The sequence below is a fragment of the Dickeya sp. Secpp 1600 genome (assembly GCF_003049805.1).
Classification (GTDB): domain Bacteria; phylum Pseudomonadota; class Gammaproteobacteria; order Enterobacterales; family Enterobacteriaceae; genus Dickeya; species Dickeya fangzhongdai.
In genome coordinates this window covers 4,161,943-4,184,690 of sequence record NZ_CP023484.1, presented here as the reverse complement: position 1 = coordinate 4,184,690, position 22,748 = coordinate 4,161,943, and the positions used below count along the sequence as shown (strand labels likewise).

Here is a 22,748-nt window from a genome sequence, read left to right as displayed (position 1 = left end):
CACTTTTCTAAGCTGCCTACTCGGCAGTGAACATCACTTATCAAAACCAGCATTAGAAGGATTATTTCTAAGCTGCCTACTCGGCAGTGAACTGTAGCTCGTTGACTCTAACCCGTTGTATCTCGGCCCACAATTGGCGATTTTCGCCAGCAGACCCTTTTTTTTCGGCCCTCGGTAACTTATTGATTTTTCAATGCCGAAAAAGGCGGCTGAAAAAAGGGTATCGAAGCGGGAAAAGTGTTTCTGGCGTCATTCACTTTCCCGTTTGGGCTGTGCTAGGCTGATTTTCGTTACTTTCCAGTAGATTACGTGTTTTCTAATTCATTATTAGCCTGCGTTTTATTACGCGGGTGGTGTTTGTCTATCACTGCGGCAGAGAGTCTGTTTTATGGATAACGTATTCAGCCCGTCGGATTTAAAAACCATTCTGCATTCCAAACGCGCCAATATTTATTACCTCCAGCATTGCCGTATTTTGGTGAATGGCGGACGGGTGGAGTATGTCACTGAAGAAGGAAATCAGTCGCTGTACTGGAATATCCCTATCGCCAATACCAGCGTGGTGATGCTCGGCACCGGCACCTCGGTGACGCAGGCGGCGATGCGGGAATTTGCCCGCGCCGGGGTGATGGTCGGGTTTTGCGGCGGTGGGGGCACGCCGCTGTTCGCCGCCAATGAGGCCGAAGTGGCGGTGTCGTGGCTGTCGCCGCAGAGCGAGTACCGGCCTACCGAATATTTGCAGGATTGGGTCAGCTTCTGGTTTGACGAACAACAGCGGCTGGCAGCGGCCATTGCCTTTCAGCAGGTACGCATCGGGCAGATTCGCCAGCACTGGCTGGGAGGGCGACTGTCGCGCGAATCGCGTTTCGCCATCAAACCGGAACAGGTGGAAGCCTTGCTTAACCGCTATCAGCAAGGGCTGGTTGACTGTCGCACCGGTAACGATGTGCTGGTGCAGGAAGCGATGATGACCAAAGCGCTGTACCGGCTGGCGGCCAACGCGGTGAGCTATGGCGAGTTTACCCGCGCCAAACGCGGCGGCGGCACCGATCTGGCGAACCGCTTTCTCGACCACGGCAACTATCTGGCTTATGGGTTGGCGGCGGTGGCGCTGTGGGTGCTGGGCCTGCCGCACGGGCTGGCGGTGCTGCACGGCAAAACCCGGCGCGGCGGGCTGGTGTTTGATGTGGCCGATCTGATCAAAGACGCGCTGATTTTGCCGCAGGCGTTCATTGCCGCAATGGAAGGCGAAGACGAGCAGGATTTCCGCCAGCGCTGCCTGACGGCGTTTCGCCAGTCAGAGGCGCTGGATGTGATGATCGACAGCCTGCAACAGGTAGCGCAGCAGCGCAGCCAGGTGGCGCGATGAATATTCTGCTGGTTTCCGAATGCAACAAGCGGGCGCTGGTGGAAACCCGCCGGGTGCTGGACCAGTTCGCCGAGCGCAAGGGCGAGCGCACCTGGCAGACCGCCATCACCGCAGAAGGGCTGAAAACGCTGCGCCAGTTGCTGCGTAAAACCGCGCGACGTAACACCGCCGTCGCCTGTCACTGGATTCGCAGCGCCAATCACACCGAACTGCTGTGGATTGTCGGCAATCTGCGGCGTTTCAATCTGCAGGGCAGCGTACCGACCAACCGCACCGAGCGCGATATTCTGCGCAGCAACGATGAAAACCCGTGGCATAGCGCCGAAGCCTTCAGCCTGCTGGCGGCGATTGCCGGCCTGTTCCACGACATCGGCAAAGCCAATGGGTTATTTCAGGCCGGATTGCAGGGTAAAGGGCCGCGCAGCCAGCCTTATCGCCATGAATGGGTGTCGCTGCGGCTGTTTCAGGCGTTTGTCGGCGATCGGGATGACACCGGCTGGCTGACGGGGCTTACCGCCGTCAGCCCGGAGGATGAGGCCGCGCTGCTGGCGCGGTTGCAGCAGGATGATCCGGAGTCATGGGCATCGCCGTTTCGCGGTTTGCCGCCGCTGGCGCAGGTGGTGGGCTGGCTGATTGTGTCGCATCACCGCTTGCCGCTGTTTCAGCCGTGGGAAAAGCAAGATGGCGACAACGTGTCGCCCGATCTGGCGTGCGCTGACCGTTGGCTTACCGGGCAGGTTTCACCGCGCTGGAATGCCGTCAACCATCTGAATTTTGATGGCAGCGATACGCAGTGGGAACAGGTGTGGAACTTTCCTCACGGCACGCCGCTGCAAAGCCGCGTTTGGTGCGAAAAGGCGCGCAAGTTCGCCGCCCGCGCGCTGAAATTGCCGTCGTTATTGACCTTCGGTCAGTTGGATCAACGGCTGACGGTGCATCTGGCGCGGCTGGTGTTGATGCTGGCGGATCACCATTACTCCTCTGCTGCCGCCACGACCGGCTGGCAGGATCACCGCTATACGGTATGGGCTAACACGGATAGGAAGACCGGCAAACTCAAGCAGCAACTGGACGAACACTGCGTCGGCGTCGGGCAGAATGCGCTGCTGCTGGGGCGCAGCCTGCCGCACCTGCGCGACACGTTGCCCGCCATCACCCGGCACAAAGGCTTTCGCCAGCGCAGCACCGATGCGCGTTTCCGCTGGCAGGACAAAGCGTTTGACAAGGTTTGCGCTATCCGTGAGCAAACGGCTCGCCACGGCTTCTTTGGCGTCAATATGGCCTCCACCGGGCGCGGCAAGACGTTGGCGAACGCTCGCATCATGTACGGGCTGGCGGATGAATCACGCGGGTGCCGCTTCTCCGTGGCGCTCGGTCTGCGCACGCTGACGCTGCAAACCGGCGACGCGCTGCGCCAGCGCCTGACGCTGGAGGAGGACGATCTGGCGGTATTGATCGGCTCGCAGGCGGTGCAGGAGCTGCATGAGCGACGGCAGCAAGAGGAACGTGCCGCGCAGACCGGCAGCGAATCCGCCGAGGCGCTGTTTGCGGAACATCAGTACGTCAGCTACGAAGGTTCGCTGGATGACGGGCGGCTGAAAACCTGGCTGGAAAAATCGCCGACGCTGCACCAGTTACTGAGCGCGCCGGTGCTGGTCACTACCATTGATCACCTGATGCCGGCGACCGAAAGCCTGCGCGGCGGTCACCAGATTGCACCGATGCTGCGGTTGCTGACCGCCGATCTGGTGCTGGACGAACCGGACGATTTCGGGCTGGAAGACCTGCCCGCGCTGTGTCGGCTGGTGAACTGGGCGGGGATGCTTGGCTCACGGGTGTTGCTGTCGTCCGCCACGCTGCCGCCGGCGCTGATTCGCGCGCTGTTCGAGGCTTATCTGAACGGTCGCGCTGCCTGGCAGCAGGCGTATGGCGAGCCGGGAACGCCGCTGGATATTTGCTGCGGCTGGTTTGATGAATTCGACAGCGACTGCCGGCAGTTGGCGAATACCGACGCCTTTGCCGAACAGCATCAGGCGTTTGTCGCCGGGCGTATCGACAAGCTGCAACAGCAGGAACAGCGACTGCGCTGGGCGGAGATTGAACCGGTGGCAAGCTCGACGCAAGAGGCGAGCGCGGTGTGCCAGGCGGTGGCGCAAACCCTGCACCAACGGTTGTTTGCGCTGCATCAGCACCATCACCAGACGCATTCCGGCGGCAAAACCGTGTCGCTGGGGTTGATTCGCATGGCGAACATCAACCCGCTGGTGGCGGTGGCGCGTGCGCTGATGGAGATGCCTTCCCCGCCGGATTACTGCGTGCATTATTGCGTTTATCACAGCCAGCACCCGCTGGCGATGCGCTCCCACATCGAAGCGCGGCTGGATGCGGCGCTGATGCGCAAACACCCGGACGCACTGTGGCAGGTGGCGGAAATTCGTGACGCCATCGAACAGCAGCCGCAGCAGCATCACCTGTTTGTGGTGCTGGCAACCTCGGTGGCGGAAGTGGGCCGCGATCACGATTATGACTGGGCCATCGCCGAACCCAGCTCGATGCGTTCTTTTATTCAGTTGGCCGGGCGTATTCTGCGCCACCGCCAGCGTGAAGAGTTTGTGCCGACTTCGCCCAATTTTTATTTGCTGAGCCATAACGTGCGGGCGCTGCGGCATGGTCCGGCCGGTGATAAGCAAACGATTGCGTTTTGTCGCCCCGGTTTTGAATCAGAGCACGGCTTCACACTCGCCAGCCACGACCTGCGGGAGATCCTCAAACCGGAGGACTACCAGCACATCAGCGCTGCACCGCGTATTACCGAGCCACCGTTAGATCTCAAAAAACTGACGCTAATCAGCCTCGAACACGCAGCATTAAGGTTAATGCTGTTGGGGAGGGCAAAACCGCGGCCGACAGATAAACCCGCAGCGGTGTTGTGGTGGAAGGTTTCGTTGCACTGGAACGGAGAACTACAGCGGCACACGCCGTTTCGCCGCTCAGACCCGCAGCAGCGCTACTGGCTGCGGTTGGAAGACGAAGGCGAAAAAACGCGTTTTATGTTGCAGGACGACGGCCAGAGCGGTTGGAAAAAAATCGATGTGATTCGCTCAGTGGAACAGGCCATGGCTGACGGCGTCAGCCTCTGGGTAGAGATGGATTACACCACGCTTTACCTGCAACTGGCCGAGGAAAAGCAGTGGGAACTCGCCAGAGTCAGCGACCGCTTTGGTGAAGTCAGCATCAGCACCCGCGACAACCAGGCGTGGTGCTGGCATCGGTGGCTCGGGGTGTTTGGCGCACTCAAGTGAGTGCGCCGCTGCCTGTACGGCAGTTGAGGTTGAGATGCTAATGGATAGCAAATCAGTCTCTTTCTAAGCTACCTGACCGGTAGTCGGACTAATTCTAGAGGTGTTAAAACGTAAAGGCTATTTTTTTTTATAAAAAGAAATATGTCTCGGTTGATAATTAAGGTTGGCAAGACTACTATTCATTTCGTCGCGTCCAGAATGATAAGTGGAGATAATGAAATGAAGCCTCAACAATCGAGCTTGTTGTGTATAGCTGTACTGTACATGGTTGCCGGATTGCTTATGAAACCTGTTTCGATGGCTGTTAGCAACCCGTCAGAATCATCAGTAAAAGCGCAGTGGTTCTCGATTTTTTCCCTGAATATTAACCGTAACTAATTAATAATTGATAGCACGCTCAAGGAATCGGCTATGAGTAGTGAGGGTTTGCAAGCGTTTATCCTGTCGTATATCGAAACCCGAAAGCAGGCCAAGCTGGATGCCTTCGATAAAGCCGCCGACAAACAACGGGCGGCGTTAAGCGGTGAGGCGCTGGCCGCAGCGGAAGTGACGCTTTTGCAGCAGCGGCGCGAGATAGAGCAGGCCTATGAGGTGCGCACCTGGCTGACGGATGCCGCCAGCCGCGCCGGGCAGATTAGCCTGGTGACCCACGCACTGAAATTCACCCACAGCGATGCCAAAGGCAGCAGTGTGTTCAGCACCGAGCCTGCAACGGCTACGGATGTGCTCTCCACCGCGTCGCTGGCGCAACCGGCGATTGATGCGGTGGGCAACGCGGCGGCGCTGGATGTGGCCAAACTGCTGCAAACCGAGCATCAGGGTGATTCGCTGGTGGCGGCGCTACAGCGGGGCGACCACCGCGCACTGGAAGCGCTGGCGGAAAGCCCGCAGCAGCTGGCGCAGTGGCTGGCCGGATTCGGGCAGGTATTGACCGATAAGCAGCCCAGTTCCCATAAGCTGGCAAAGCAGATCTATTTTCCGGTGGGTGAAGGCGAATACCACTTACTCAGTCCGCTTTATTCCTCTTCTCTGTCGCAGGCGTTGGACCAACGCCTGACGGCGGTGCGCTTCGGTGAGCAGGCCAAAGCCACCCGTGAAGCCCGGCGGCAAAAGCGCTGGCACGATGAGGTTGACGTCAGCTACCCCGGTATCGCGGTGCAGAACATGGGCGGCACCAAGCCGCAAAATATCTCCGCGCTCAATTCTGCCCGCAGCGGTCGCTCCTATCTGCTCAACTGTACGCCACCACAGTGGCGCAGCCAAATTAAACCGCCGCTTGATCATGACACCATCTTTCGCAACAACGGCGAGGTGGATGCGCTGACCTACGTGGATCGCCGTGATATGCGGCAATTTCTGCTCAGCGTCAAAGAGGTGGAAAACAACCGCGATATTCGCAATCAGCGTCGGCGCTACCTGGACCAGTTGATCGATACCTTATTTGGCTATGTTGCCACGGTGCAAAACCTGCGCCCGGCAGGCTGGAGCAAGGATTCCCGCCTGAATGTTCCTCTGCAACTGTGGCTTGACCCATTTCGCTGTCGGCAGGATGACGCTTTCCGCTATGCACGCGAAGGGGGGGACTGGAAGGAACAGGTCGCTCGCGAGTTTGGCCTGTGGCTGAATGCGCGATTGCAGCATGAAAAACTGATTTTCGGCGAGGTGGAGCGCCGCGAGTGGTCAACCGCCGCGCTGTTTAAGCAGCGGTTGCGGGAAACCGAGCGTGCGCTGAAGGAGGAACTGGCATGAGCAAGTTGATGATTCTGCGACGCATTGTAGTGGAAAATGCCAACGCCATTGCCGGGCACACCTACGGTTTTCCTGCCATCAGCCATTTTCTTGGCTTTACCCATGCGTTGTCGCGCCAGTTGCAGGCATCCCACGGTTTGAGGCTGGAAGGCTGCGGTGTGGTATGCCATCAGCATCAGGTTCACGCTTACGGCAACGGCTGGAGCCGCAGCTTTGCGCTGACGCGTAACCCGCTGACCAAAGAGGAAAAAACCGCCGCTTTTAACGAAGAGGGGCGGATGCACCTCACCGTGTCGCTGCTTATCGAATGCCATGGCATGTTGCCCGGTGAAGACGGGCGCGAAGCGCTTCGCCAGCAGGTGCAGCAACAGGTACAACAGCAGCGGCTGGCGGGCGGGCTGATTGTGGATATCGAACAGGTGAGCTTCCATGACATACCCGCCAATGGCGCAGCCACCCGCGGCCTGATGCGTCGTTTACTACCGGGCTTTGTGTTGCTGGACCGTACCCCGCTGTTATCGTCGCATCTTGAAACCCGGCAACAGGCTGACGCGCAGGCGGACATGCTGGATGCCTGGCTCGATTTCGCTGCCCTGAAATATCAGGCGGTGCGATCTTCTGATGATGCGGTGAGCTGGCAGCCTTTGCCGAAACCGCAAGGCGGCTATCTGGTGCCGCTGATGACCGGCTACCGCGCCATTTCGCCGTTGTATGCCCCCGGCGAGGTGGAGAAAACCCGTGACCCGTCCACCCCGTTCTGTTTTGCCGAAGCCATTTACGGCGTTGGCGAGTGGTGCGGCGTGCACCGCATTGACGACATCAACCGTATTTTCTGGCGTTACCTCTATCAACGCGACGATCAACACCACGCCTACCGCTGTCTGCAAACCGTCAACGATCTACACCGTGCAGCAGATGATTACGACGAATTCGAACTGAACGACTTTGAATAAGGATGAAAACCATGGCAAAAGCAACAAACGGCACCTTGACGACAGCATCGGTACTGGCGTTTGAGCGCAAACTGGCGAATTCCGATGCGTTGATGCTGGCGGGCAACTGGCAGCAGGACCAGTGGACGCCGGTAGTGATTCAGGAAAAATCGGTGCGCGGCACCATCTCCAACCGGTTGAAAAATGCCATTAGCAGTGACCCGGCTAAACTGGATGCCGAAATTCAGAAAGCCAACCTGCAAACGGTGGATGTGGCGGCGCTGCCGTTTGATGCCGACACGCTGAAAGTGGTCTTCACACTGCGGGTGCTGGGCAATCTGGCGCTGCCGTCGGTGTGTAACGATCAGGATTATCAGCAGGCGCTGACCGAACTGATTAACGGCTACGCCCGCGAGCAGGGCTTTGGCGTGCTGGCGGCGCGTTACGCCGAGAACATCGCCAGCGGCCGTTTCCTGTGGCGCAACCGTATCGGCGCAGAAGCGGTGCAGGTGGTGGTGACGCAACCGCACGACGATAAGCGCTGGGAATTCAACGGCGAAGATTACTCGCTGCGCCAGTTTAGCCAACCGTCTGGCGCGCTGGCCGAGTTAGCGCACGCCATTGAGCAGGCGCTGGCGGGGAGTGATTCAGCGTTCTTCCGCGTGGAAGCGCAGGTGAAGCTGGGCAACGGGCAGGAAGTGTTCCCGTCGCAGGAACTGGTGCTGGATGAGCGGGCGCGCAGCGGCAAGAGCAAGATTCTGTATCAGGTCAACGACGTGGCGGCGATCCATTCACAGAAAATCGGCAACGCGCTGCGCACCGTCGATGACTGGCACCCGGAAGCGGCGGAAACCGGACCGATCGCGGTCGAACCCTATGGCTCGGTGACCAGCCGCGGCCGCGCCTACCGTCAGCCGAAAGATAAAATGGATTTCTACACGCTGCTGGATAACTGGGTAATCAAGGGCAACGTGCCGGCGGTGGCGCAGCAGCATTACGTGATCGCCACGCTGATTCGCGGCGGGGTGTTCGGCGAGAAAGGCGAGTAACGCGCTATGGACCACTATATCGAGATTCGGGTGTTGCCCGACCCGGAGTTCAGCGGCGTGCAGTTGCTGAGCGCGCTGTTCGCCAAGCTGCACCGGGCGCTGGGGCCGCGGGCGACGGGCGCCATCGGGGTGAGCTTTCCGGATGCGGGCAAAACGCTGGGGGAACGGCTACGGCTGCACGGCAGCGTGCAGGAGCTGGCGGCGCTGGAGCAGACCGGCTGGCTGAAAGGGCTGCGCGACTATACCGCCATCACCGAACCGCTGCCGGTGCCGGCGGGGGCGAAGCACCGCACCGTGCGCCGGGTGCAGGTGAAAAGCAGCGCCGAACGGTTGCGCCGCCGCGCGGTGAATAAAGGCCGGATGACGGAGGATGAAGCCGCTGCCCGCATTCCCTATGCGGTAGAAAAACGCACCTCGCTGCCGTACCTGCCGCTGCGCAGTCTCTCCAATGGGCAAACGTTTTTACTGTTTGTCGAGCACGGCCCGTTGCAGGATAAACCGGTCGCCGGGGCGTTCTCCAGCTACGGGTTAAGCGCCGCCGCCACCATCCCGTGGTTTTGACCCTTTTTTTGCGGCCAGTTCTAACGTATTGATTTTTAATACCACAATCTGGCCGCCAGAAAAAAGGGTTTTTTCGTCAAAATAGCGTTTTTTCTTTAACAATCAGGTGATAAGCACGAGTTCGCTACAGTTCACTGCCGTGTAGGCAGCTTAGAAACAGGCCGCCTACTGCACCGGTAATCAGGTCACGTTCACTGCCGTGTAGGCAGCTTAGAAAGCCGATGGTCAGCGGCAGGACGATGTGCTGATGTTCACTGCCGTGTAGGCAGCTTAGAAAGCAAGAAATTTGGCGTGTGGCCGAAAGGGCTGGTTCACTGCCGTGTAGGCAGCTTAGAAAACCTCCTAGTTTATGGCCATGGTCGCGGAAATGTTCACTGCCGTGTAGGCAGCTTAGAAATTGTCAGCATAAATGCCGTGCTCCCGATTTATGTTCACTGCCGTGTAGGCAGCTTAGAAATGCGAATGTGAATTGGACGGCGAACAGTGCATGTTCACTGCCGTGTAGGCAGCTTAGAAAGCCAAGGCTGGTGACCTATCCGCGCTCCAGTTGTTCACTGCCGTGTAGGCAGCTTAGAAAGACAACGAAGCGAAGCGCGATATCACGTTCCAGTTCACTGCCGTGTAGGCAGCTTAGAAAGTTGAAACCGCATCCAGCAGCGCGACAACCACGTTCACTGCCGTGTAGGCAGCTTAGAAAAACTCCAACAGATGAAAACAACGGGGCGTCATGTTCACTGCCGTGTAGGCAGCTTAGAAACACGCCTTAACATCACGATGCAATTCGCTATGGTTCACTGCCGTATAGGCAGCTTAGAAAGCCGCCGGCGTGGTCGGTGCGGCGCTGCCGGAGTTCACTGCCGTATAGGCAGCTTAGAAAAGTGTCGATAACACCATGCCCTTGTGACCCCGGTTCACTGCCGTATAGGCAGCTTAGAAAGCTCAGGTCTTCCATTGCTTCCAGCTCGTGAAGTTCACTGCCGCACAGGCAGAGATTGACGGGTTTGCTGGCGTTAAAACTACGCTGAGGTGGGCGACTTCGCCGGGTGAGCCGCACGGACGCGGCGAAAGCCTGTGCCGTGCTGGGAGCACGTCACAGGCGGCCCGAACAGCGAAGGCGAACGCCGAAGGCACCGCGTCAGCGGCGTAGTTTAGCCATCAAGCCAGTGGTCAAGGAGAGGTGGCGCTTGCACCTCTCCTTGTCGTGCGTGCGATGCCGTGGCAAAGAAGCGACACGGTTTATCACGCACGAAACCACTCACCTACCTGATATATATCGCTAATCAATAACAAGACACCCTGGCTGTTTGCCAACAGCCCCATTCCTGCACAGGAATAAAAAAATCCCCCACCCGTTACCGGCTGGGGGAAAAGGCGTAAAAAAGTGAAAGGAATAACTTACTGTACGGCAGCGAATGCGGCAGCCACGCGCTGCACGTTGTGATGGTTTAAACCGGCGATGCAGATACGGCCGCTGGCGATAAGGTACACGCCGAACTCTTCGCGCAGGCGGTCCACCTGTGCGGCGCTAAAGCCGGTGTAGCTGAACATGCCGCGCTGGGTCAGCAGGTAGTCGAAGTTGCGATTCGGCAGCGCTTTTTTCAGTTCATCCACCAGCGTCTGACGCATTTCCAGAATGCGCAGGCGCATGGCTTCCACTTCTTCATGCCAGCTGGCGTTGAGCGCGCTATCGTTCAGTACGCGCGATACCACCTGCGCGCCGAAGCTCGGCGGGCTGGAGTAGTTGCGACGCACGGTGGCTTTCAACTGGCCGAGTACGCGGCCGGCGGCGTCCTGGTCTTCGCACACCACGGACAACCCGCCGACGCGCTCGCCATACAGCGAGAAGATTTTGGAAAACGAGTTGCTGACCAGCGCGGGCAGGCCGGCGCTGGCGATGGCGCGGATGGCGTACGCATCGTCGTCCATGCCGCCGCCAAAACCCTGATAGGCGATATCAAGGAACGGCACCAGTTCGCCTTTGATCAGCACTTCGATGACGCGGTCCCACTCGGCGTGGGTCAGGTCTGAGCCGGTCGGGTTGTGGCAGCACGGATGCAGCAGCACGATGCTGCGCGGCGGCAACTGTTTTAGGGCGTTGATCATGCCTTCCACGTTGACGCCCAGCGTGTCGGCGTCAAAGTACGGGTAGGTGTGCACCGTAAAGCCCGCGCCGGAGAAAATGGCGATGTGGTTTTCCCAGGTCGGGTCGCTGACCCAGACTTCGGAATCCGGAAAATAGCATTTGAGGAAATCTGCGCCCACTTTCAGCGCGCCGGAACCGCCCAGCGTCTGGATGGTGGCGATGCGCTGCGCGGTGAGCGCCGGGTGGTGTTCGCCGAACAGCAGCGTCTGTACCGCGCTGCGGTAGGCGGCCAACCCTTCCATCGGCAGATAGACCGAAGCCTGCTGCGGCTCGGCCTGCATCTGTGTTTCCGCGGCGCTGACCGCCTGCAACTGGGGAATGACGCCCTGTCCGTCGTAATAAAGCCCAATACTGAGGTTTACTTTGTCAGTACGCGGGTCTTGTTTGAATTTTTCCATCAGGGACAGGATAGGGTCGCCAGCGTAGGCGTCAACATTCTGGAACACGGTCGGTAACTCTCCTGAGATATAAAGGGTCAAGCTGTTCGCTAGGCGGTATAACGGCCAGGTCGATGATTCATGGCGATAATCAGATTCAGCGCCGCCGCACCCAGCACAGACGCGATCAGCATGGGTATGCTTACCACGAACAGGGAAGTCAGCACAATGGTTACATCCACCGCCATCTGGAATTTTCCGGCGCGGATTCCACTTTTGTCCTGTAAATAGAGCGCCAGAATATTCACCCCGCCCAGACTGGCGCGATGCCGGAACAGCACAATGAACCCCAGCCCCATAATCAGGTTGCCAAACAGCGTGGCGTAAATCGGTTGCAGGTGGTCAAAATGGATGAATAACGGGTGCAGGTCGGAAAACAGCGACACCATCGCTACCGCGCAGAAGGTTTTGATCGTGAATTGCCAGCCCATACGCCGAATGGCGAGGTAATAAAACGGCAGATTAAGCAGGAAGAACGCGGCGCCGAACGAGATATGGGTGGCGTAGTGCAACAGAAACGCCATCCCGGCGGTGCCGCCGGTCAGCGCTCCCGCCTGACGCAGCATAATAACCCCGAAGGACACCATCAGGGTGCCGATAAGCAGCGCCAGAACGTCTTCCAGCAGCGTATGTGAAATCGGTTGGGGGGTAATGACGTTATCCATGAAATATCGCCTGATAAAAGAAGGAATACCTGTCTTTTCAAGCAAAAAACGCACCAGTCGTTATGACGGCAGGTATCGTTTGAAGGTTTTCTGTACGGGAGAAGGGGTAAGGCATTGAATGCACAGGATGAATTTATTATGCGTGTTTTGTGCGTGCATTGTGGTTTTTGTGGTTATGTCGTGTGTTTATTTTGTTTTTGGTGCAAGGGTTATGCAATCTTGCACCGTGTGGAAGCAGCGTCCGCACCAATTTAGGGCAACACGGTCGCCGGCGCCATCAGACCGTTCTCTTTCAGGCGGTTGAGCACCACCGAGGTTTTCAGGTGCGCCACGCTTTTGTTGCGCGCCAGAATCTGGCTGATCAGCGCGCTCAGGCCGTGCAGGTCCGCCACCGCCACTTTCAGCATGTAATCCGCGTCGCCGGTGGTTTTGTAGGCGTCGATAATGGCGTCGACTTCGCCCAGCATCTGGTGAAAGCTGTCTACGCATTCCTGAGTGTGATTGATTAATCGCACTTCAATCAGGCCCATCACTTCCAGCCCGACCGCATCCGGCGCCAGTCGGGCATGATACCCGAGAATCAGTTGCGCCTGTTCGAGGGCAATACGACGACGAGAACACTGTGAGGCAGACAGCCCAACCAGATCGCTGAGTTCCTGATTGGTAAGGCGTCCGTTCGCCTGCAGCAGTGTGAGGATCTTCAGATCAAAATCATCAATGTTGTACATAGCCCTGCCTTGCCAGAAGCACAAAAAGACAGACTATCAGCTTTTTTTACTTCCGGAAGTTTGTTGTTTGCCATCTTATGCCGCCAGCGCGTTTTTCCGTCTGACCGGCTGCACCATCCTGGTTCATTTTAGTGTATGCCGGCCAGGCTGCCTGGTGATTTCATGCAGATTTTGAATGTTTTTCACACTAAATCAACGCGATGGCTGTTTTGTTGCAAAAAGCGTGAATGTGAAACTTTTTTTAAATTGATTCAGTTTGTTAAGCGCCTTAAACATGTCGCCGTGGTCGGCGATGACGTGGTTGGCCTGATAATTGCTGGATAATTGCAGTGAGAGAGTGATTACTTCAAATGAATTAAACCATTTTTCTGGGGGAAGGGTGATGGACACACAGCAAGACAGCCAATTGCAACGGGGGCTAAAGAACCGGCATATCCAGCTAATCGCGCTGGGCGGCGCGGTCGGCACCGGGTTGTTTCTCGGCATCGCACAGACGATTCGCATGGCCGGGCCGTCGGTGCTGCTCGGTTACGCCATCGCCGGCGTGATTGCTTTTTTCATTATGCGTCAACTGGGTGAGATGGTGGTGGAGGAGCCGGTGGCCGGTTCGTTCAGCCATTTCGCCAACCAATACTGGGGTAATTTTGCCGGGTTTATGTCCGGTTGGAATTACTGGGTGCTGTATGTGCTGGTGAGCATGGCGGAACTGAGCGCGGTGGGCATCTACATCCAGTACTGGTGGCCGGCGGTGCCGACCTGGGTATCGGCGGCGGTGTTCTTTGTCGCCATCAATGCCATCAACCTAAGCAACGTCAAGGTCTACGGCGAGCTGGAGTTCTGGTTCTCCATCATCAAGGTGGCGGCGATTATCGGCATGATCGTGTTCGGCGGCTATCTGCTGTTTAGCGGGCAGGGCGGGCCGGAAGCCAACGTCGCCAACCTGTGGCAGCACGGCGGTTTCTTCCCGAACGGCATCAGCGGCATGGTGATGGCGATGGCGGTGATCATGTTTTCCTTTGGCGGGCTGGAGCTGGTGGGGATTACGGCGGCTGAAGCCGATGACCCGCAAAAGAGCATTCCGCGCGCCACCAATCAGGTGATTTACCGCATCCTGCTGTTTTATGTGGGTGCGCTGGCGGTGCTGCTGTCGTTGTATCCGTGGCAGAAAGTGGTGGAAGGCGGCAGCCCGTTCGTGCTGATTTTCCACGCGCTGGACAGCAATCTGGTGGCGAACGTGCTGAATCTGGTGGTGTTGTCCGCCGCACTGTCGGTCTACAACAGTTGTGTGTACTGCAACAGCCGTATGCTGTTTGGGTTGGCGCAGCAGGGTAACGCGCCGCGCGCGCTGCTGACGGTCAATCGCCGCGGCATTCCGCTGGTGTCGCTCGGCGTCTCGGCGCTGGCGACGGCGCTGTGCGTGCTGCTCAACTACCTGATGCCGGGCAAGGCGTTTGAACTGCTGATGGCGCTGGTGGTGTCGGCGCTGGTGATCAACTGGGCGATGATCAGCATCACCCATCTGAAATTCCGTCAGGCCAAGCAGCGCGCGCAACAGCAAACCCGCTTCAAAAGTCTGGGCTACCCGCTTACCAACGTGCTGTGCCTGCTATTTCTGGCCGGGATTCTGGTGATCATGGCGATGACGCCGGGCATCCAGATCTCCGTGTGGCTGATTCCGTTCTGGCTGCTGGCGCTGGCCGCCGGTTATGCCATCAAAAAGAAAAGAGGGGCGGTTCGCGCACTAGTGGCGGAATAAACCTGAATCCGCTGATGCCGGGGCAACGGCATCAGCGGGATATTGCTGCCTGTACGGCAGTGAATACGGAGCCCACGCAGTTATCCCCGTTTTCCACTTTCTAAGCTGCCTACACGGCAGTGAACAAGTACTTCGGCAACCTCACCAAGCTGGCCGATTTCTAAGCTGCCTACACGGCAGTGAACTCCTGCATTGGCCGCATCTTGCCTTTTGCATCTTTCTAAGCTGCCTACACGGCAGTGAACATTGAGCGCGCTCTTGCGGAGTGCCGCGCAACTTTCTAAGCTGCCTACACGGCAGTGAACCTGTTCTCAGCAAGCCAGCCTTACACGGTGCCTTTCTAAGCTGCCTACACGGCAGTGAACATGATGATGGTGAGATCCAGCAATTTTGGATTTTTCTAAGCTGCCTACACGGCAGTGAACGTACAGGCGAGACCATTTGATAATATCGTTAATTTCTAAGCTGCCTACTCGGCAGTGAACTACAACCGGGTGCATACGGAAACCGAGGTTGTTTTCTAAGCTGCCTACTCGGCAGTGAACCCATGCGCGCACCGCGTTGCGGATATGCTCATTTTCTAAGCTGCCTACTCGGCAGTGAACATCGTGATGTTAAGGCGTGGGAAGCAAAGCACTTTCTAAGCTGCCTACTCGGCAGTGAACTACGCGCTCAGGGTACCACGCCGGACGATAAATTTCTAAGCTGCCTACACGGCAGTGAACAGTGACTTGCGCGATGGTGGCTCTATTGAGCATTTCTAAGCTGCCTACACGGCAGTGAACCGTAGCAATTTATCGCTGGTGGGCTGATTTTAAAAGAGAAACGAGGATTTTTGTCTGAAAACCCTTTTTTAAAGCCGATCGTTATCATCGTTAAAAATCAGATAGTTATAAACGGGCGAAAAAAAGGGTCAAAATCGGTGGGCGAGGAAGCGGCGTGCTACAGTGACGCTTTTGCCAGACAGGCGTGACTTGCAAGGAACTATCATGAAAAAACGGTTTTCATTCATTCTGTTACTGGGGTTGGCCGGCAGCGCCGGCGCCGCGTCTCATCTCGATCAGGTGCAGGAACAAGGGGTGCTGAAGGTGTGCACCACCGGCGACTATAAGCCGTACACGTCGCTGAGCGCCAATGGCGATTACGAAGGGATCGATATCGCTATGGCGCAATCGCTGGCTAAAAGCCTGGGCGTGAGAGTGGAGTGGATAAAAACCAGCTGGAAAACCCTGATGCCGGATTTTCAGTCCGGCAAGTGCGATATTGCTATGGGTGGGATTTCCGTGACGCTGGAGCGTCAGAAAAAGGCGTTTTTCTCCAGCATGCTGGACGTGGACGGCAAGATCCCGCTGGTGCGTTGCGACGACAAGAGCAAGTATCAGACGGTGGCGCAGATTAATCAGCCGTCGGTGCGGGTAATTGAACCGGCAGGCGGCACCAACGAGGCGTTCGTTCATGCTCATTTGCCGCAGGCCAACCTGATGTTTCATGACAACGTGACCATCTTCCAGCAACTGGTGGACAAGCAGGCGGACGTCATGATTACCGATGCCTCGGAAGCCTTGTACCAGCAGAAACGCTACCCGCAACTGTGCGCGATCAATCCGTCCTCGCCGATGCAGTATGGCGAGAAAGCCTATATGCTGCCGCGCGACGACATGAGCTGGAAGTTATACGTGGATCAATGGCTACATCTGACGAAAGCGACCGGGGAATACCAGAAGATAATTTCTGAATGGTTGGGTAAAGCGGAATAAAAGTTGGCTATTGTTATGTAAATCAACGTAAGGCAATATATTGAAGAGTATGTAGCGGGATAATATCCCGCTATTGCGCACCATGAGATAGCTTTTGCTTATCTTTTGGTGCTTTTTTTATTCAATTTTTTTGATAAATGACAGCAAATTAACCCGATTTTAACAGCCTGCTAACAGCGCTATCCTGCTTCACATCGAAGGCAGTCAAGCCTTCCCAACCTGATTAACGTGAAGAGGCTTACCATGAAATCGATCAAAACTGTTGTTGCTGCTGCCGCTCTGGCTACTCTTTCTTTCGGTTCGATGGCCGCCACCGAAGTGCAATCGGTACAGAGCCGCGACCTGGGCACCGTTTCCGCCACTGCCCGTACTCTGGATGATTTGCAGGCTCAGCTGTCCGCCAAAGCCGATGCCGCCGGCGCCAAATCTTTCCGCATCATCACCGCTACCGGCGATGAACAACTGCGCGGTGTTGCCGAACTGTACAACTAATCGCCGGTTTATTAATCGCTGATTGATTAATCACTGATTTCTCTAACGGTGAGCGAGAAAGCCCGAACCCCGGATAATCCGAGGTTCGGGCTTTTTGCGTATGGCATGCTCGGTATTGAACAACGAACCGGGGCTAGCCGATGTACTCCAGCCGGGTGCGGCTGGTCAGGCGGGTAATCAGTTCATAAGCGCTGATGCCGGTGCAGGCGGCGATTTTTTCCACCGGCAACGGACCGCCCCACAAAATCACTTCATCGCCGACCTTGTCCTGCGCGTCCGGTCCCAGATCGACGGTAATCATATCCATTGAAACCCGGCCGGACAGCGGCACTTCACGGCCGTTGATCCACACCGGCGTGCCGCTTTTGGCGTCGCGCGGATAGCCGTCGCCGTAGCCAATCGCCACCACGCCCAGCCGGGTATCGCGCGGGCTGCTCCAGGTGCTGCCGTAACCGACCGGCTCGTTTACGTGGTGCTCGCGCACCGCAATCAGGTGCGAAGTCAGAGTCATTGCCGGTTTGAGCTGCCACTGGCTGGCGTCGCCCTGCGCCAGCGGCGAGACGCCGTACTGGATAATGCCGGGGCGGATCTGGTCGCGGTGAGCCTGCGGCCACAACAGAATACCGCCGGAGGCGGCGATGGACTGGCGGCCCGGTTTGTCTTGCACAAAGGCGTCGAAGCAGTCGAGCTGACGCTGAGTGGTGCCCGCTTCCGGTTCATCGGCGCGGCAAAAGTGACTCATGATGTTCACCGGTTGCACCACGCTGGAGCAGGCGCTCAACCGGGCGTAAAAGGCTTCGGCCTGTTCCGGCAGCACGCCGAGGCGGTGCATGCCGGTATCGAGCTTCATCCACACCATCAACGGGTGCGGCAGGCGCGCCTGCTCCAGCGCCGCCAGCTGTTCTTCGCAGTGCACGGCGGTTTCCAACTGGTGTTCGGCCAGCAACGGCAGCTCATCAGCGGCAAAAAAACCTTCCAGCAGCAGGATGGGTTTGGTGATGCCGGCGGCGCGTAACGCCAGCGCTTCGCTGAGGCGGGAAACGCCGTAACCGTCGGCGTCGGAAAAGGCGCGGGCGGCTTCCACGGCGCCGTGTCCGTAGGCGTTGGCTTTGACTATGGCGATCAGCCGGCTTTGCGGGGCCATCTGCCGGATACATTGCAGATTGTGGCGCAAAGCCTGACGATCAATGACGGCGGTTGCCGTTTTCATTCTGAGTCCTTAGTGCGTTTATTCGTCATTGACGGTTATTCATTATCGACGGTTATTCATTCATCGACGGTTATTCATCGTCATGTGGTTATTCATCGTCATACTGTGGCCCGGCGTAATTATCGAAACGCGACCACTGCCCGTTAAAGGTCAGGCGAACGGTGCCGATCGGCCCGTTACGCTGCTTCCCTATAATGATTTCAGCGATGCCTTTCAGATCGCTGTTTTCGTGATACACCTCGTCACGGTAGATAAACATGATCAGGTCGGCGTCCTGTTCGATGGAGCCGGATTCACGCAGGTCGGAGTTGACCGGACGTTTATCGGCGCGCTGTTCCAGACTACGGTTGAGCTGCGACAGCGCGATGACCGGCACTTGCAATTCTTTTGCCAACGCTTTGAGCGATCGGGAAATTTCGGCGATTTCCAGCGTTCGGTTATCGGACAGCGACGGCACCCGCATCAACTGCAGGTAGTCGATCATGATCAGACTCAGGCCGTCGTGCTCGCGGAATACCCGGCGGGCGCGGGAACGCACTTCGGTCGGCGTCAGGCCGGAGGAGTCGTCGATGTACATGTTGCGCTTTTCCAGCAACAGCCCCATGGTGCTGGAGATGCGCGCCCAGTCCTCGTCGTCGAGCTGACCGGTACGGATACGGGTCTGGTCCACGCGCGACAGCGACGCCAGCATACGCATCATGATCTGCTCGCCGGGCATTTCCAGACTGAAGATCAGCACCGGCTTTTCCTGCGTCATGGCGGCGTTTTCGCACAGGTTCATGGCGAAGGTGGTTTTCCCCATTGAGGGGCGCGCCGCCACGATAATCAGGTCCGACTTTTGCAGGCCGGCGGTTTTCTTGTCCAGATCCTGATAGCCGCTGGAAACGCCGGTCACGCCGTCGTGCGGGCGCTGGTAAAGCTGTTCGATGCGCGAGACGGTGTCTTCCAGAATGCGGTCGATGCTTTTCGGCCCTTCATCCTTGCTGGCGCGGTTTTCCGCTATCTGAAACACGCGGGATTCGGCCAGATCCAGCAGGTCTTCGCTGCTGCGGCCTTGCGGATCGTAACCGGCGTCGGCGATCTCGTTGGCGACGGCGATCATTTCACGCACTACCGCGCGTTCGCGCACGATGTCGGCATACGCGCCGATATTGGCGGCGCTGGGGGTGTTTTTCGCCAGTTCCGCCAGGTAGGCGAAACCACCGGCGGACTCCAGCTCGCCTTTTTGCTCCAGCGACTCCGACAGGGTAATCAGGTCAATGGGCTTGCTCATTTCCAGCAGGCGCTGCATTTCGTTAAAGATCAGCCGGTGGGCGCGGTTGAAAAAGTCGTTGGCGGAGACGCGCTCGGCGACGTTGTCCCAACGCTCATTGTCGAGCATCAACCCCCCTAGCACCGACTGTTCCGCTTCGATGGAATGGGGCGGGAGTTTTAGCCCTTCTACCTGACGGTCGCGGGATTCTGCCGGTTTAGTTGGTTTTTTTTCTGCCATGAAACGCGTTCTTTACTGGTTGATTTACCTTTAGGGGTGGGAGCATTGTATATCCTAAACTCAGGAATGACATATGTCCGATGACATCACCGGGCACACACGATAGAGCGAGGAGATCATCATGGCAAAACGTATTCAGTTCAGCGACCACGGCGGGCCGGGGGTGCTGGAATATGTGGATTACACGCCGCGCGAGCCGGGTCTTAACGACGTTCAGGTGGAAAACCGCGCCATCGGCATTAACTTTATCGATACCTATTTTCGTTCCGGGCTGTATTCGCCGCCGTCGTTTCCCTCCGGTCTGGGCACCGAAGCGGCTGGCGTGGTGGTGAAAGCCGGGGCTAACGTAAAACATCTCAAGGTGGGCGACCGCGTGGTGTATGCCCAGGCGGCGCTGGGCGCTTACAGCGAACGGCATAATGTTCCGGCGGACAAGGTAGCGCTGCTGCCGGATGACATCAGCTTTGAGCAGGCGGCGGCCTCATTCCTGAAAGGGCTGACGGTGTATTACCTGCTGCGCCAGACCTATGACGTGAAACCGGGCGAAGTATTTTTGTTCCATGCGGCCGCCGGCGGCGTTGGGTTGATTGCCTGCCAGTGGGCGAAGGCGCTGGGGGCGAAACTGATCGGCACCGTCGGTTCCGACCACAAGGCGGAACTGGCAAAACAGGCCGGCGCCTGGGCTACCATTAACTACCGCAAGGAAGATATCGTTCATCGGGTGCTGGAACTGACCCATGAAGAAAAAGTCTCGGTCGTGTATGACTCGGTGGGTAAAGACACCTGGGAAGCCTCGCTCAACTGCCTGAAGCGTCGCGGGCTGATGGTCAGTTTCGGCAACGCGTCCGGCCCGGTCACCGGGGTGAATCTCGGCATTCTTAACCAGAAAGGGTCGCTGTACGTTACCCGGCCGTCGCTGTTCAGCTACATCACCAATCGTCAGGAACTGGAGCAGGCCAGCCGTGAACTGTTCACGCTGATCGCCAGCGGTGCCATCAAGGTGGACGTGCCGGACAGCCAGAAGTTCGCGCTGGAAGACGCCCGGTCCGCCCACCGCGCGCTGGAAAGCTGCAGTACTCAGGGGTCATGCCTGTTGATTCCCGGTTCCGTCTCTCATGGTTAAGTAACCTGAGAACGGTCGGAACAGGCGCCTTTCCCCGTGCTAAAACACAGGGAAAGGCGCACCCGCCACACCTTCTCACTTCCCCTTGCCGGTGTATTACTTATTAACAAAAAAGCCACAGAGGAATGTTTATTTTTTAACCTGTCGGCCGGTACGATGTGACCCATTGCGGATTCTTTATAACGTCAACCATGCCCCGGTAAACCGGGCGAACGCACTGTTCCGTAGTCTTTTGCGTGCTGTCTTTTTAGCGTCTCATATCTCGTTTTAGCGTCGTTATTTGCCATTCCTTCTCTCCTTATCTCTTCGGGATCACGATAGTCGCTTTTTCGCAGGTCACTTATCACCTGAGCAGGAAGGACATTGAGTATGAGATCAATCAGGCAACTGCCGGCGCCTCCGGCCAGAAGCATTCTCGGACATGTTGAGTATTTAAAACGACCTGACATCCATTTGCAGATGCTGCACTGGAAAGAGCGCTATGGCCTTTTTTACCGGCTAAGACTGGGATTCACGCCGGCGATGGTGATCGCCGATTCAGAATGGATTCGTACCATAATGAAAGCCCGCCCTGACGATTTTCGGCGTAGAAGCAGTATTGAATCCGTTTTTCAGGAAGCCGGGTTGAATGGCGTTTTCTCCGCGGAAGGCGCACGATGGATGCATCAGCGGAAACTGACGGAACCGATGTTTCAGCCTGCGCATCTGAAACATTTCTACCCCAGTCTCAGGAAAGTCACCGTGCGTTTATCAGAACGTTTCGCCAAATTGGCTGAAACCGGGGAAGTGGTTTCTCTGGTGGATGAATTTAAGCGCTATACGGTGGATATCACGTCGTTATTAGCCTTTGGCGAGGATATCAATATCCTTGAGCAGGGCGAGAATCCGCTATCGGAAAGTTTACGTCGCCTGTTCCCGGTGATTAATGAACGCTGTGGTTCTCCCATTCCGTTATGGCGCTATATCAAGATGGCGCGGGATAAGCAGTTTGATGCCAGCCTGAAGCTGATTCACGGCCAGCTTAACGAATTTATTTGTCGTCAGCGGGAGCGAATCGAGCAGTCTCCCCAGCTCATGGATACCCCTGAAAATATGCTGCAAATCATGATCGCAGAACAGCAGAAAGACGGGACGATGACGGACGCGGACATTCTGGCTAATGCGTTTACGCTACTGCTGGCGGGAGAGGATACGACCGCGAATACGCTTGCCTGGATGAGTTTTCTGCTTTGCTCTTCACCTTCGGTGGAAGCGCAGGTCGTTAGAGAGTGCCATCAGGCGACTGAGGAGGTGGGGACGGGACTTCCGTGGCCTTTGCCTCGCATGCCGTTGCTCACCGCCGTGATGTATGAGTCGATGCGGCTTAAACCGGTGGCGCCGCTGCTTTACCTGGAGCCGATCAAAGATACCGTCATTGCTGATTTCCTTATCAAAAAGGGAACGCCCCTTTTACTGATGCTGAACGCGAGCGGATTTGAAGAGGCTTTATTCCATCAGCCCGGTGATTTCATGCCTGAGCGGTGGCTTGAGCGCGGACAGGCGTCTTTTTCCGATCTGCAGCCATTTGGCGGGGGGCCGCGCATGTGCCCCGGACGATCGCTGGCGTTAATTGAAATCAAACAGGGATTTCATGCGCTGTGCAGCGGATTTCGTGTTGAAGCGCAACAACCCGCGTCGGACGTGATGGAGAGTTTTGCCTTCACCATGACCCCGACCGGTTTTCGCGTGAGGTTACATAAGCGACCTCAACCCGATACCGCCCAACATGAGGTTTGATATTGCAGCTTATTGCAATATGGGCTGTGTTTTTGATGGCTCTGCGGGTGGTGAAAAAGTCATGACATGGGGGATTTTTCTGCGCTGCGTGCGATAGAACCGGGTAATAATACCGACCCTCGACGAGTCGGCATTATTCCACAGGACGGCTGTTGCCATTACGCTAATTTCATCCACTGCATGTAGGGTACAGTGTGGTGCTCGTCA

General features: G+C 57.1%; 16 protein-coding genes and 3 CRISPR repeat arrays (1 of these 19 running past the window's edge). Of the genes, 11 read left to right on the top strand and 5 right to left on the bottom strand.

The window, feature by feature from the left end:
• A CRISPR array of direct repeats spans positions 1-92; the repeat unit is 28 nt; unit sequence TTTCTAAGCTGCCTACTCGGCAGTGAAC; it reaches 1,856 nt to the left of the window's first position.
• A 296-nt stretch (positions 93-388) separates the two neighbouring features.
• The 6 genes from cas1f to cas6f all read left to right on the top strand — a co-directional run bounded on the left by cas1f (position 389) and on the right by cas6f (position 8,962).
• The gene (gene cas1f / locus CPA59_RS18665; protein ID WP_038920154.1) at positions 389-1,369 is read left to right on the top strand and encodes a type I-F CRISPR-associated endonuclease Cas1f; all 981 of its coding nucleotides are present in this window, start codon (positions 389-391) and stop codon (positions 1,367-1,369) included.
• Positions 1,366-4,671, top strand: coding sequence for a type I-F CRISPR-associated helicase Cas3f (gene cas3f, locus CPA59_RS18660; protein WP_107760368.1), 3,306 nt, complete (start codon positions 1,366-1,368; stop codon positions 4,669-4,671). Before cas1f ends, cas3f begins: the two co-directional genes overlap by 4 nt.
• A 411-nt stretch (positions 4,672-5,082) precedes the next feature.
• Positions 5,083-6,420 carry a type I-F CRISPR-associated protein Csy1 gene (csy1, locus tag CPA59_RS18655; RefSeq protein WP_107760366.1) on the top strand — a complete coding sequence of 446 codons (1,338 nt, stop codon included), beginning with the start codon at positions 5,083-5,085 and terminating at the stop codon, positions 6,418-6,420.
• Entirely contained in the window at positions 6,417-7,373 is a 957-nt protein-coding gene (gene csy2 / locus CPA59_RS18650; RefSeq protein ID WP_107760364.1) for a type I-F CRISPR-associated protein Csy2, read from the top strand. Before csy1 ends, csy2 begins: the two co-directional genes overlap by 4 nt.
• A gap of 11 nt (positions 7,374-7,384) precedes the next feature.
• A complete protein-coding gene (csy3, locus tag CPA59_RS18645) occupies positions 7,385-8,401 on the top strand; it encodes a type I-F CRISPR-associated protein Csy3 (protein WP_107760362.1) in 1,017 nt (338 codons plus the stop codon).
• Positions 8,402-8,407: 6 nt separating this feature from the next.
• Positions 8,408-8,962, top strand: a complete 555-nt coding sequence (gene cas6f, locus CPA59_RS18640) for a type I-F CRISPR-associated endoribonuclease Cas6/Csy4 (protein WP_107760360.1) — start codon at positions 8,408-8,410, stop codon at positions 8,960-8,962.
• Between the two features lie 129 nt (positions 8,963-9,091).
• A CRISPR array of direct repeats spans positions 9,092-9,959; the repeat unit is 28 nt; unit sequence GTTCACTGCCGTGTAGGCAGCTTAGAAA.
• 398 nt (positions 9,960-10,357) lie between these two features.
• Here the strand turns inward: cas6f and CPA59_RS18635 are convergent.
• The 3 genes from CPA59_RS18635 to CPA59_RS18625 form a co-directional block, all read right to left on the bottom strand.
• The gene (locus CPA59_RS18635) at positions 10,358-11,551 is read right to left on the bottom strand and encodes an amino acid aminotransferase (RefSeq protein WP_107760358.1); all 1,194 of its coding nucleotides are present in this window, start codon (positions 11,549-11,551) and stop codon (positions 10,358-10,360) included.
• 41 nt (positions 11,552-11,592) lie between these two features.
• The gene (locus tag CPA59_RS18630; RefSeq protein ID WP_038920146.1) at positions 11,593-12,207 is read right to left on the bottom strand and encodes a YitT family protein; all 615 of its coding nucleotides are present in this window, start codon (positions 12,205-12,207) and stop codon (positions 11,593-11,595) included.
• Positions 12,208-12,458: 251 nt separating this feature from the next.
• Positions 12,459-12,935, bottom strand: a complete 477-nt coding sequence (locus tag CPA59_RS18625; RefSeq protein WP_033112060.1) for an Lrp/AsnC family transcriptional regulator — start codon at positions 12,933-12,935, stop codon at positions 12,459-12,461.
• Between the two features lie 382 nt (positions 12,936-13,317).
• On the opposite strand from CPA59_RS18625, the gene CPA59_RS18620 reads away from it, so the two are divergent.
• From CPA59_RS18620 to CPA59_RS18610, 3 genes are all read left to right on the top strand, one after another.
• Entirely contained in the window at positions 13,318-14,691 is a 1,374-nt protein-coding gene (locus CPA59_RS18620; RefSeq protein WP_107760356.1) for an amino acid permease, read from the top strand.
• A gap of 97 nt (positions 14,692-14,788) precedes the next feature.
• Positions 14,789-15,476: direct repeats of the CRISPR family, unit length 28 nt; unit sequence TTTCTAAGCTGCCTACACGGCAGTGAAC.
• A 204-nt stretch (positions 15,477-15,680) separates the two neighbouring features.
• Positions 15,681-16,448 carry a transporter substrate-binding domain-containing protein gene (locus CPA59_RS18615; RefSeq protein WP_107760354.1) on the top strand — a complete coding sequence of 256 codons (768 nt, stop codon included), beginning with the start codon at positions 15,681-15,683 and terminating at the stop codon, positions 16,446-16,448.
• A 243-nt stretch (positions 16,449-16,691) separates the two neighbouring features.
• Positions 16,692-16,940, top strand: coding sequence for a DUF1471 domain-containing protein (locus CPA59_RS18610; RefSeq protein ID WP_038920143.1), 249 nt, complete (start codon positions 16,692-16,694; stop codon positions 16,938-16,940).
• A gap of 133 nt (positions 16,941-17,073) precedes the next feature.
• Here the strand turns inward: CPA59_RS18610 and alr are convergent, their stop codons facing one another.
• Entirely contained in the window at positions 17,074-18,150 is a 1,077-nt protein-coding gene (gene alr / locus CPA59_RS18605; RefSeq protein ID WP_107760352.1) for an alanine racemase, read from the bottom strand.
• Positions 18,151-18,238: 88 nt separating this feature from the next.
• Positions 18,239-19,642, bottom strand: coding sequence for a replicative DNA helicase (gene dnaB, locus CPA59_RS18595; RefSeq protein ID WP_049855552.1), 1,404 nt, complete (start codon positions 19,640-19,642; stop codon positions 18,239-18,241).
• Positions 19,643-19,763: 121 nt separating this feature from the next.
• Between dnaB and CPA59_RS18590 the strand changes: the two genes are divergently transcribed.
• The gene (locus CPA59_RS18590; protein WP_107760348.1) at positions 19,764-20,765 is read left to right on the top strand and encodes a quinone oxidoreductase; all 1,002 of its coding nucleotides are present in this window, start codon (positions 19,764-19,766) and stop codon (positions 20,763-20,765) included.
• Between the two features lie 369 nt (positions 20,766-21,134).
• The gene (locus CPA59_RS18585; RefSeq protein ID WP_107760346.1) at positions 21,135-22,541 is read left to right on the top strand and encodes a cytochrome P450; all 1,407 of its coding nucleotides are present in this window, start codon (positions 21,135-21,137) and stop codon (positions 22,539-22,541) included.
• The last annotated feature ends 207 nt before the right edge of the window (positions 22,542-22,748 follow it).

What these genes read in the sequence shown, in the direction of transcription:
- cas1f (WP_038920154.1), top strand. Translation starts at nt 389, where the DNA reads ATGGATAACGTATTCAGCCCGTCGGATTTAAAAACCATTCTGCATTCC.
- cas3f (WP_107760368.1), top strand. Translation starts at nt 1,366, where the DNA reads ATGAATATTCTGCTGGTTTCCGAATGCAACAAGCGGGCGCTGGTGGAA.
- csy1 (WP_107760366.1), top strand. Translation starts at nt 5,083, where the DNA reads ATGAGTAGTGAGGGTTTGCAAGCGTTTATCCTGTCGTATATCGAAACC.
- csy2 (WP_107760364.1), top strand. Translation starts at nt 6,417, where the DNA reads ATGAGCAAGTTGATGATTCTGCGACGCATTGTAGTGGAAAATGCCAAC.
- csy3 (WP_107760362.1), top strand. Translation starts at nt 7,385, where the DNA reads ATGGCAAAAGCAACAAACGGCACCTTGACGACAGCATCGGTACTGGCG.
- cas6f (WP_107760360.1), top strand. Translation starts at nt 8,408, where the DNA reads ATGGACCACTATATCGAGATTCGGGTGTTGCCCGACCCGGAGTTCAGC.
- CPA59_RS18630 (WP_038920146.1), bottom strand. Translation starts at nt 12,207, where the DNA reads ATGGATAACGTCATTACCCCCCAACCGATTTCACATACGCTGCTGGAA.
- CPA59_RS18625 (WP_033112060.1), bottom strand. Translation starts at nt 12,935, where the DNA reads ATGTACAACATTGATGATTTTGATCTGAAGATCCTCACACTGCTGCAG.
- CPA59_RS18620 (WP_107760356.1), top strand. Translation starts at nt 13,318, where the DNA reads ATGGACACACAGCAAGACAGCCAATTGCAACGGGGGCTAAAGAACCGG.
- CPA59_RS18615 (WP_107760354.1), top strand. Translation starts at nt 15,681, where the DNA reads ATGAAAAAACGGTTTTCATTCATTCTGTTACTGGGGTTGGCCGGCAGC.
- CPA59_RS18610 (WP_038920143.1), top strand. Translation starts at nt 16,692, where the DNA reads ATGAAATCGATCAAAACTGTTGTTGCTGCTGCCGCTCTGGCTACTCTT.
- alr (WP_107760352.1), bottom strand. Translation starts at nt 18,150, where the DNA reads ATGAAAACGGCAACCGCCGTCATTGATCGTCAGGCTTTGCGCCACAAT.
- dnaB (WP_049855552.1), bottom strand. Translation starts at nt 19,642, where the DNA reads ATGGCAGAAAAAAAACCAACTAAACCGGCAGAATCCCGCGACCGTCAG.
- CPA59_RS18590 (WP_107760348.1), top strand. Translation starts at nt 19,764, where the DNA reads ATGGCAAAACGTATTCAGTTCAGCGACCACGGCGGGCCGGGGGTGCTG.
- CPA59_RS18585 (WP_107760346.1), top strand. Translation starts at nt 21,135, where the DNA reads ATGAGATCAATCAGGCAACTGCCGGCGCCTCCGGCCAGAAGCATTCTC.